The sequence below is a fragment of the Nodosilinea sp. LEGE 07298 genome, assembly GCF_015207265.1.
In the GTDB taxonomy this organism is placed as follows: Bacteria; Cyanobacteriota; Cyanobacteriia; order Phormidesmidales; family Phormidesmidaceae; genus Nodosilinea.
Genome location: NZ_JADEXE010000013.1, coordinates 40,216 through 50,602, shown reverse-complemented (window position 1 = coordinate 50,602; position 10,387 = coordinate 40,216). Strand labels below are relative to the sequence as shown.

Below are 10,387 nucleotides of genomic sequence, written 5' to 3'. Positions count from 1 at the left end.
AATTAAGACTCTCCGTTGGGGTCAGGGTTGACGGTGGGAGAAAGAGGCAAAGGGGAATAATCTGCGATCGCAAAGATGTAAACGGCGTTGCCTACCAGCACGGGCAACCAGGTTAGCGTTACTTTGGCGACCCAGGGCACCCAATCGGAATCTAGGGTGTGAAAAAACCACAACCCAGAATTTACGGCGGTAAACGCCGCTACATGCACCGCGAAGTTAATGCGGTCTTCTAACTTGCGGTAGGCAGGGTCTTCTCGGGTGGGTTTACGGGGCCAACGGGGCGGCATAGGCCAAATATCACAATCAAAGCTACATCCTTCATTCTAAAGGTGTGTGGGCTAAAGACGACGCAACCATGCCCCACTGGCCGATATAGGCGTATATGGCCAGGGCCGCCGCCGTCTGCACATTCAGCGACTGCACCATCCCGTACTGGGGAATCATCACCACCTGGTCGCAAGCCGCCGCCACGGATGGGGGAATACCGGTCAGTTCGCGCCCCAGCACGAGCACCACCCGCTCTGGAAACCTCATCTCGGTTAAGGGCACAGCTTCAGGCTGCAGATCGAGGGCAATGGGGGTATAGCCTCGCTGCCGCTGCTGGCCTAACCACTGGGGCAGATGCTCTGGGGAGCACCCTATCAACGGCTGCCACTGATGGGTGGACACCGCTCCCTGACGAAACTTGCGTGCTTGGGTTAGTTTTAAATTGCTCAGCACCAGGGTTTCCAACCGAAAGGCTTCGGTAGTGCGGCAGAGCATGCCCAGATTGGTCGGATTTTCCACCAGGGTGGCGCAAACCATCAGAGCGTGGCGGGGCAAGGTGGGATACTGGGTACGGACTAGCGCCATGGGCAAAAAACAATGCACAAAGAACGCGCACAGATACCGAGATAGCGGATGGTAAACCCCGTGCAAGACCCGCCCCACCTAGACAGGCAGAGCGGGTAAAGGATCTCCTCCTGCCCACGCAAGCTGATGCTTAAGCCTCTAGCAAAGCAATGTTAGAGAATACAAACTCCTGGGAGTCCTCCTGCATTTCAGTGCCATTCTCAATCGTAGTTTCAATGACACGGCGAGAGAGAATATAGTAGCCACCCACCTCGGTATACTCGTCCTCAAAATCGCTGAGGCCGCCCTTTTGCTCGCCGGTTTTGGGGTCGTGGTAGACCGAATCGTAACGATGCGATAAGTAGCCTGCCCCGGTATTGTGGCTGCTGTAGGTATGAATGGTGACGACAACACCGTGGATGTGGCGGTGCACCATCGTTACTTCCTGATTCTTCAACTGGTAGCGATCGCCTTCGGCCTTGCCACCCATGAGAATTTCGACCGATCCATCGGCCAGGGTTTCGCCATAGCTAAAGGTGTTGTTGCCATGGGTGTCTTCAAATCCGCGTCGAACCCGGTGAATAGAGACCTCAAACAGCTGACCATGCACAGCCTTTTGAGCCGTTTCATCGGCAATGCCCGTCACTTCAAGCTTAAGGTCAGCGCTGACCTTGACCTGGCCAGTATGGCTTTGGCCATTGTGGGTAAACGTAACGTCGGCGGTATAGCCGGGAAAGGCGGCATCCCAGGTGTAGCGGTTTTCATAGGCCGTTCGAAAAAAGTCCCGTGCGGCAAGTTGAGTTCCAACCATCGAAAAAATCTCCCGGTGAATATCGGTGGGCAACAGCATGGGACTGTTGCACTGGGGCTTCTTTAGCATACCGATTCTAACCTTCCACCGTCTGCGCCTGGGGCAAACGAAGCCAATCGAAATCAAGCGTTAGAGCTGATTAAAATGTATTTTGGCTTACAGTCTGACGGAGGATGCTTTCTTATTGTAAAGAATCTGTGGCTTTGCTTAGAGTATTCCATCTCAAAAACATTCCGTTTGAGGGCGTGATCGCAGCCCGCTGGGCCAATCGCAGTGCAACCCCGAACAGGTATTTAGGCGAAACCTTCGTGAGGCTGATGCAGCTGGGAATTTCGTTGGCACATTAGCCCTCACTGGTTTAAGTTTAGCTGGCATTTTCCACAGGCTGATTTTTAGCGATATTTTTGCTTGTCGCGCCTAAACCCTTATCTCATCAGGGTTTTTAACCTCAGCAATGCGTTTAGCTTATAAAAACAGAACGTTATCCACAGTTTTTGGGCGGCTGTGGATAACTTATGGTGTCTGCAAGCGGGGTAATCATGCGATCGCTCGTCAGACATTGCTCCCAAGGCCGCTACGGACTTCCCTCCTGCTCCGCATATTCATCTATCGCCAAAAACAGATTGCTTAACTGGGTTGCTGTGGTAAACGGGTTGAGCAGCACTGCCTTCAGCCACCGCTGCCCTCGAAAAACCGGCAGCGACAAAAACGTCTGTTGCTGGTTCAGCAAATGCTGCTGTAGGCCAGCGTTCCAGCTGTCCCACTGCTCAGATGGTAGCGCTGATGGGCAGCCCCGAAAGCAGATCAGATTCATGTCTGGGTCGCTGGCCAACTCCAGGTAGGGGCGCTGGCGCACCAGGGCCACAAAATGCTCCGTGAGGACATAACTGGCGTCGATTAGTTCGGCGCAGCCCGTCTTGCCCAGATGGGCCAAGGTCAGCCACAGTTTCAGCACGTCGGTATGCCGGGTACCCTGCACTGAAAGTTCACCCAAGTTAGCCCAGTCGGCTTCGGTATTCATATAGGGGGCCGAGACCCGAAAGTGGCTGTGCAGCAAACCCAGATCGCGAAACAGCACCGAGGCGCAGGTCTTGGTGACGTACAGCCATTTTTGCGGGTTAAAGGTGACTGAATCGGCTTGCTCAATGCCCGCCAGCCGGTGGCGGTGGGTGGAAGAGAACGCGATCGCGCCCCCGTAGGCGGCATCCACGTGAAACCAAAGGCCATAGGCCTGGGCGATGCGAGCAATTTTTGGCAGCGGGTCAATATTGCCCGTCACCGTAGTACCCGCCGTCGCCACTACCGCAAAAGGCTTCTGCCCCTGGGCGATCGCACCCTGAATTTTTGCTTCCAAAGTGCCAATATCCATCTGGCCACGAGCGTTGGTCGCTATTGGTACGACCCCATTCAACCCTAGCCCTAGCAGCATGCCCGCCTTTTGAATGGACGTGTGGGCCAGCTCTGAGGCAAAGATCACTGGCGGCGGCCCACCGGCTAGCCCCTCGTACAAACTGCCGAGTTGGACATTGCGAGCCACCGTCAGAGCTTGCAAATTAGCCAGGGTACCGCCGCTGGTCAACAGCCCCCCGGCCCTTTCGCCCAGGCCAAAGAGCTGAGCGATCTCCTTTAGCAGCAAAGGCTCTAGCCGCGACAGGGCCGGAGACATTTCAACGCTCAGCATATTGTTGTTTAGCGCCGCCGCCACCCAGTCACCGACAATAGAGGCGGTGCTGGGCAGCGGGTCCATGTGACCCATGTAGCCGGGGTGGGACGGGTTCATCGACTGGGCCATCAGATTGCCCAAAGCATCGAGTAGGGGCGCGATCGCCGTCGGCTGTTCAGGAATACCCTGAAAGGGAATGTCTTGAACCGTTGGCAGCGGTACATAGTCGCTCGCCCCAACCAGGTAGTCGAGAATTTGCGCCGCCACCTGCTGAAACACCGCCTCAATGGCCGCTCGATTATGGCCTTGGGGGTCAACAAAGGCATTAGCGGGCAGAGCAAGAAAAGCCAACGGGCACCTCTAGCGGGGGAACATAGCTTAATTATCTCGCTAATGCGACCTTGCTAATGCCGCTGTTCTAGCCCAAACCACTCTCTAAAGAGGCTGAATCAAGATGGGTGACGATAGATGTTCCTGGGGCGCATCGGCCCGTTCTTGGGTGATAGCGACCGCCCGCACCAGACTGCGATCGCGACGATATATTGCCGGTAAATCAATCGGTTGCGTCACGTTGCCCTGCTCATCCACGGTAAATACCGTAGTCAGGATGGCGTTCTTTTGGTCTACGGTGGCCGGGGCGTTGGGGTCTAGCACCGTCCACAGCACATACACACTACCCGGCTCCAGCGGGGGTAAATTTTCTGCTGTTAGCGAACCTGCCAGAGTACCAGGATTGATCACCACCTGGGCCTGTCCAGGTGCGGCATCATCGAGCGAATCAGGGGAGCCAAGGGCAACCGTAATAGTTTCGCCACTGGGTCGCTGTGCTCGTTCTAACTGCAGTGTGCGCCACAGCATCAGATTATTAAGGCTTAGCCCCGCAATTAGTGCAGCGGCTGCGGCCCCTAAGGTTAGCCGCCAGCGCCGCGATCGCACCACTGGCACAGACGTAGATCGATCAGCGCCTGCCGCCAGCGCTGGCTGGGTTGCAACTCTGTCTGTGGTGCCAGCCACCCCCAGCACGGCCTGCCTAAGGTGAACCGGAGGAGAAATCGGATCGCCATCGTAGGCGACCTCTAGGGCCTGCTGCATCTGGTCAATGTCTTGCTGCAGGCTAGGGTCAGCCGCTACTAGGCGAGCCAGGGTCGCCGATTCTTCAGGACTAAGGTCGTAGAGAACGTAGCCTGCCAGCAGGTTTTGCAGCTGTTCGGGTGAGATAGACCCGGTCATAGTACTAGTTACCCCAACGATCCTGGAGAATTTGCCGGAGCTTGAGCAGGCCCCGGCGAGAGTGAGTCTTAACAGTGCCCAAGGGAGTATCAAGCTGCTCAGCGATGGTGGCTTGCGACAAACCTTCATAGTAGGCCAGCCGCAGAATTTGCTGCTGGTTAGCCGAAAGCTGGGCCAATGCCGATCTAACCTCCTCAGAGCGTTCGCCTTGGATTAAGGCATCGGCCGGGGTAGGTGTTTGGGGCTGATCACCGGCCTGGAGGCGAGCCACAGAATTGCGGGCCGATTGACGCGATCGCAGCCGGTCTATAGCCCGCGATCGCGTCAAAATAGCTAGATACGTACGAAATGAGCCACGCTGCGGGTCGTAGGCCGTAGACCGAGCCAGTTTGACGAAGATATCTTGGGTTAGATCTTCTGCCTCTTGGGTCTGACCAAGCACCTTAAGCGCTATGCCGTAAACCAAACCGCTATGGCGATCGTACAGCGAGCCTAAAGCACCGGTCTGCCCTGCCTTTAGGGCCAACCAGAGGTCTCCATCACTCAGCGTTCCGGCGTCTGTCGAGATCCGTTGTTCAAAGTCCATATCCGCCGAAGGCTCAGACACTAGCCTCGCCATCTCAGTTACCCTGAGGCGAAGATATACCACAGTCATTCTCTATACAATGCCATGATTTGTGTCTATTGCTATCCTATCGAGCAGCTGCAATAACTGCCGCCACCCGATGGGATAACGGGCGCGCAGTCTAAGCGGGCATCAGAATACCGCGCAGTTCACCACCCCGATTGCGGGTAGTGTGCAGATCGACGTACAACATGCCGTTTTGCAGCGCCTGAAGCTGCTCGGGGGTGAGAGTATAGTCGCCCATAGCGCTGCCACCCCGCCCGGTGTCATCCATCATCACCTCCAGCGCGTACTGGAACGGCCCGTTTTCGCTGGGGCTACCCCGGTGGACGTGGAACGCAGAGGTAATGTTAGCGTTAGGGGGATCAACCGGATCGGTACCATAATTTCTCATAGCGCTGGTCAGCTCCCGAAAGCTGCCTCGTACCACCAGGCGATCGCCCGCCAACGCTGCACCAACGACCCCTCGGGCATTAGTCATTGGCGAGTTGGGCACAACGTTCTGGCTGCTAAGCATAGCTACATAGGTGACGATAGGGCGATTAGCAGTTCCTTGAGCCAGCAAAGGAGCCGTTGCCGCCGCCAGGTTAGCGTCAATTTGTTCACCGACGGCAAAGCGATTGCCCAAGGCGGGTGCAGTCATCGCAACCCTTGATGCCGCCAGCGGCGATTGGGCCAACACCCGACCTACCATTGGCGAATATAAGAGAACCACAAATAGGCAAGTCACCAAGACGATGATGCTATTCCGCAGGTTTTTTCGTTCATTAAACATAGTGCTTCCATCCAACAGATTAATTGATGTCCCTGCAGGTAGAGACTCACAGCTAGTACGTCAACCGTTCTGATTTGGATGCAGATAACTCAACACAAACGGTGAAAGTATCGCGTGGAGACAGGCAGGGCATTTACCCGAACGTCCGTGAAATCTTTCAGAAGCAGGCTAAAAGCGTTATATGTGAAATACCCCCTTAGCCCTGGCTGCGCCGATGAAGCTTTCCTGCCAACCCTTTACCGTCCATAAGCGTGTACCGCTCACCATCAGTCGCGGCACCACGGCTCAATCCACCAACCTCTGGCTCAGGCTTAGCGCTGAGGGTATTGAGGGTTGGGGAGAAGCTGCCCCGTTTTCTATCGGCACTCACCAGCAAACCCTAGAGATTTTGCAAGCCGATATAGCTCGCTTGCAAACGGCGTTAGAAGGGTTTCATCCCTTTGATCGCCAGGCGATCGAAGCCGTTGTGACCGAACTCTCCATTCACTCCGCCAGTCGCGCTGCCCTAGATGTGGCGCTGTGGGACTGGTGTGGTAAGGCCACGGGGCAACCGGTCTGGCGGCTGCTAGGGCTAGATGTTGAGCGAATTCAGCCCACCTCGGTGACGGTAGGCATTTCATCGCCTGCAGCCGCTCAGCAGCGATCGCAGGATTGGCTACAGCAAACCTCTGCCCGCGCCCTTAAGGTAAAGCTGGGTAGCCCCAACGGACTGGAGGCCGATCAAGCGATGTTTCAAGCTATCTACGACCATATCCCGGCCAGCGTTAGCCTTAGCGTTGATGCCAACGGCGGCTGGACTTTGGACAGTGCCAAGGTAATGGCTGAATGGCTGAGCGATCGCCAAGTCACCCATCTCGAACAACCCCTGCCCGTGAGCCAAAACGCTGATTTAGCAAATCTCAAACAGCACTCGCCAATCCCGGTCTTTGTGGATGAAAGCTGTTTCAACAGCTCAGATATTCCTCACCTAGCGAATTTGGTGGATGGCATTAACATTAAGCTAATGAAAGCAGGTGGGCTCAGCGAAGTGCTGAGGATGATTCACACCGCCCAAGCCTGCGGTCTACAGGTTATGTTTGGCTGCTATTCCGACAGCAGCCTTGCCAATGGTGCGATGGCCCAGGTCTCACCCCTAGCCCGCTACCTCGACCTCGACAGCCACCTCAACCTGCGCGACGATCCGTTTACGGGTCTCACGCTAGCTAATGGCCGCCTGCTGCCCCCCAACCACCCTGGACTTGGACTCAACTAGTATCTCAAGCCCGATAGCCGCATCGCCCTGCTTATGCACGAGGGCACCCAGAGCACGATGGGCAAAACGGGTTTGGCCCTGTTGCGCTTCAGCCAGTCGCCGATCGTAGCGGTAATTGATTATCAGGCGGCAGGGCGATCGCTGGTCGATCTCACCGGCATCGACAAACCCATTCCCGTGGTTGAGTCACTGACCGAGGCGCTCACTTTCACTCCAGACGTTCTCACCATTGGCATTGCCCCCTCCGGCGGCAAGCTGCCCGACGCCTGGTTCCAAGAGATAGAGCAGGCCGTTAAAGCCGGCTTGAGCATCGTCAACGGGCTGCATACGCCCATGGCAGACCTTCCTGCACTTCAGCCCTGGCTCAGACCCTACCAGTGGATTTGGGATGTGCGAAAAGAACCCGAGGGCCTGACTGTAGGTAGTGGCCAGGCTAGGCAGTTGGCCTGCAGGCGAATTTTGACTGTAGGCACCGATATGTCTGTCGGCAAAATGTCTGCCACCTTAGAACTGCACCGGGCCTGTCTCCATCGTGGGCTGCGCTCAAAAGTCATCGCCACCGGGCAAACTAACCTCATGCTTGGGGATGACGGCGTGCCCTTAGATGCCATTAGGGTTGACTATGCTTCGGGCGCAATCGAACAACAAGTTATGCGCTACGGCCCCAATCACGATTTCATCTTCGTAGAAGGACAGGGGTCGTTGCTCAATCCAGCTTCGACCGCTACGCTGCCCCTGCTACGGGGCACCCAGCCGACCCATTTGGTGCTGGTACATCGGGCCGGGCAAAGTCATATTCACAACTTCCCAGAAGTAAAAATTCCTGACCTGCCTAGTGTCGTGGCGCTATATGAACAGGTAACCACGGCAGCAGGGGCGTTTTACCCCGCCAAGGTCGTGGCGATCGCTCTCAATACTGGCCACCTTACCGCCGCCGCCGCCGAGGCCGCTGTGCAGGACATAGAAGCTCAAACAGAACTACCCTGTGCAGATATCTTCCGTACAGGGGCTGAGAAGCTATTAGCACCAATTTTGAGCTAGGCCAAGCTACTTCTTGCGGAGGCGATAGGTGATGCGCCCCTTGGTCAAGTCGTAGGGGGTGAGTTCTACCTTGACGCGATCGCCGGGCAAGATCTTAATGTAGTTACGACGAATCTTTCCCGAAATGTGGGCTAGAACGTTAAAACCATTGTCCAAATCGACCCGGAACATCGCGTTCGGCAACGATTCGGTAATGGTGCCCTCCATTTCAATTAGGTCTTGCTTAGACAAGCTGACTTCTCCCTAAATACAAACTAACAGATTGACCTATAGCATAACCCCAGCCGCTAGTCCATTACCAGGCGCTTAAGATCGGCATACACTGCTTCCATGGTCTGATTCCCGTCCACCGATACTAGCTGTTGACGGCTGCGGTAAAACTCAATCAGCGGCTCTGTTTGCTGACGGTACACCTCAAGCCGATTCAAAATCACCGACTCTTCGTCATCCTTACGGCCTCGCTGCAACAGCCGAGCCACAATGACATCATCCTCAACATCCAGATTAATCACAAAGTCAACGGGTTGATCGATCTGATCTAGCAGCTTTTGCAAAAACTCCGCCTGGGGCACATTGCGAGGGAACCCATCTAAAAGCCAACCCTTTTGCGTATCTTCATGACCCAAGCGCTCCTCAATTAAGTCGAGAATCAGCTCGTCGGGCACCAGTTCACCGGCGGCCATATAGTGATCAGCTTTTTGGCCTAACTCACTGCCTGCTGCCACCGCCGACCGTAGAATATCCCCAGTGGAAATATGGGGCACATCACAATCCTTAGCCAGCAGCTGAGCTTGAGTCCCTTTGCCTGCCCCTGGAGGGCCAAGAAAAATAAGTCGCGTCACTACTGTTTCACCATTCCTTCGTAGCGCTGGGAAATCACGTAGGTTTGGATCTGTTTAGCGGTGTCAATGGCAACACCCACCAAAATCAGCAAGGAAGTTGCCCCAAAACCACGAAAGGTCGGCACTCGAGTCAGGCTCTCAACAGCACTAGGAACAACCGCCACCATCCCCAAGAAAATTGCACCCAGGAAAGTCAATCGGTTCAGGATACGGCTGATGTACTCAGTAGTGGCCTTACCAGGACGAATACCAGGAATGCTGGCCCCCATCTTCTTCAGGTTGCGGGAGACATCATCGGGGTTCATCACCAACGACGAGTAAAAGTAGCTAAAGAAGAGAATGAGCACCAGGTACAGCGAGACGTAGAACCAGGAGGTCGGGTTTAGGTAGTTATTTACAAACTGACCAAAAGCCGGGTTGGCTACGTATTGGGTCAGCGAGATGGGCAACACCAGTACCGCTGAGGCAAAGATAATCGGCATCACACCACCCTGGTTAAGGCGCAGGGGCAGATAGTTGCTCTGTTCTAGATACAGCTTGCGGCCCACCTGGCGACGAGCAGAAACAATTGGGATGCGGCGAGTGCCCTCTTGAACAAAGACAATGCCGACAATCATGGCCAAAAAGGCCAGCATCAAAATAATGACGCCGCCGACTAGGCCGCGATCGCCACTTTGAGCAAGCTCAATGGTTTGCCCTAGGGAACGAGGCAAGGTAGACACGATATTCAAGAAAATCAGCAGCGAAGCGCCGTTACCAATACCTCGCTCGGTGATCAACTCACCCACCCACATCACAAACATCGAGCCTGCAGTTAAGGCAATCACCGTTTGAGCAACAAAGAGCGGTCCAGGAACTTCCGCAAACTGGTACAGCAAAAAGGAGGACAGTAACGTACTTTGCAAAATTGCCCAGCCCAAAGCGACGTAGCGAGTAATTTGGGAAATTTTGCGTCGCCCGGCCTCGCCCTCGTTCTTCTGTAGGTCTTCTAGCTGGGGTAGAGCTGCTGTCAGCAGCTGCATAATAATGGAAGCATTGATGAAGGGCAAAATACCCAGAGCAAAAATACCCAGGGCTGACAAACCGCCGCCCACAAAGATATCTAAAAAGCCCACAAAGCCTGCCAGACTACCCGATTGAATCGACGCGGCAAAGGCCTGACGATCAATGCCTGGTACGGGAATAAAAATCCCCAGTCTGACCAACACCAGCAGACCCAGGGTCACCAGCAGACGGCTGCGCAGACCGGCAGCCTGAGCCATCTGCATAAATGTTTCCTGCGCGCTGGGATTTTTACCCCGACTTACGACCATGCAA

12 protein-coding genes are annotated in these 10,387 nt (G+C 55.1%); 2 read left to right on the top strand and 10 right to left on the bottom strand.

What is annotated here, in order from left to right:
• Window positions 1–2: 2 nt before the first annotated feature.
• From IQ273_RS03485 to IQ273_RS03455, 7 genes are all read right to left on the bottom strand, one after another.
• Window positions 3–287, bottom strand: coding sequence for a 2TM domain-containing protein (locus IQ273_RS03485; protein WP_194021781.1), 285 nt, complete (start codon window positions 285–287; stop codon window positions 3–5).
• A gap of 31 nt (window positions 288–318) precedes the next feature.
• Window positions 319–852 (bottom strand): RNA methyltransferase, encoded by a 534-nt coding sequence (locus IQ273_RS03480; protein WP_194021780.1) that lies wholly within the window; start codon window positions 850–852, stop codon window positions 319–321.
• A 130-nt stretch (window positions 853–982) separates the two neighbouring features.
• On the bottom strand, window positions 983–1,642 hold the full coding sequence (locus IQ273_RS03475; RefSeq protein ID WP_194021786.1) for a DUF3386 domain-containing protein: 660 nt from the start codon (window positions 1,640–1,642) through the stop codon (window positions 983–985).
• Between the two features lie 574 nt (window positions 1,643–2,216).
• The gene (locus tag IQ273_RS03470) at window positions 2,217–3,656 is read right to left on the bottom strand and encodes an aminotransferase class V-fold PLP-dependent enzyme (RefSeq protein WP_194021779.1); all 1,440 of its coding nucleotides are present in this window, start codon (window positions 3,654–3,656) and stop codon (window positions 2,217–2,219) included.
• A gap of 84 nt (window positions 3,657–3,740) precedes the next feature.
• Window positions 3,741–4,535 (bottom strand): anti-sigma factor, encoded by a 795-nt coding sequence (locus IQ273_RS03465; RefSeq protein ID WP_194021778.1) that lies wholly within the window; start codon window positions 4,533–4,535, stop codon window positions 3,741–3,743.
• Between the two features lie 4 nt (window positions 4,536–4,539).
• On the bottom strand, window positions 4,540–5,121 hold the full coding sequence (locus tag IQ273_RS03460) for a sigma-70 family RNA polymerase sigma factor (protein ID WP_194021785.1): 582 nt from the start codon (window positions 5,119–5,121) through the stop codon (window positions 4,540–4,542).
• A 160-nt stretch (window positions 5,122–5,281) separates the two neighbouring features.
• A complete protein-coding gene (locus IQ273_RS03455) occupies window positions 5,282–5,935 on the bottom strand; it encodes a CHRD domain-containing protein (protein ID WP_194021777.1) in 654 nt (217 codons plus the stop codon).
• Between the two features lie 214 nt (window positions 5,936–6,149).
• Between IQ273_RS03455 and IQ273_RS03450 the strand changes: the two genes are divergently transcribed.
• Both IQ273_RS03450 and IQ273_RS03445 read left to right on the top strand, forming a co-directional pair.
• On the top strand, window positions 6,150–7,187 hold the full coding sequence (locus IQ273_RS03450; RefSeq protein WP_194021776.1) for a dipeptide epimerase: 1,038 nt from the start codon (window positions 6,150–6,152) through the stop codon (window positions 7,185–7,187).
• 33 nt (window positions 7,188–7,220) lie between these two features.
• Window positions 7,221–8,228, top strand: a complete 1,008-nt coding sequence (locus tag IQ273_RS03445; protein ID WP_194021775.1) for a DUF1611 domain-containing protein — start codon at window positions 7,221–7,223, stop codon at window positions 8,226–8,228.
• A 6-nt stretch (window positions 8,229–8,234) separates the two neighbouring features.
• Here the strand turns inward: IQ273_RS03445 and infA are convergent, their stop codons facing one another.
• Genes infA through secY form a run of 3 tightly spaced genes read right to left on the bottom strand, consistent with a single transcriptional unit; the run spans window position 8,235 to window position 10,383 of the window.
• Complete coding sequence (gene infA, locus IQ273_RS03440) at window positions 8,235–8,459, bottom strand: translation initiation factor IF-1 (RefSeq protein ID WP_017297627.1); 225 nt, start codon at window positions 8,457–8,459, stop codon at window positions 8,235–8,237.
• Window positions 8,460–8,515: 56 nt separating this feature from the next.
• Window positions 8,516–9,070: an adenylate kinase gene (locus IQ273_RS03435; RefSeq protein WP_194021774.1), complete on the bottom strand. Its 555-nt coding sequence runs from the start codon at window positions 9,068–9,070 to the stop codon at window positions 8,516–8,518.
• A complete protein-coding gene (gene secY / locus IQ273_RS03430) occupies window positions 9,070–10,383 on the bottom strand; it encodes a preprotein translocase subunit SecY (RefSeq protein WP_194021773.1) in 1,314 nt (437 codons plus the stop codon). The genes IQ273_RS03435 and secY overlap by 1 nt, the downstream gene beginning before the upstream one ends.
• Window positions 10,384–10,387: the final 4 nt, after the last annotated feature.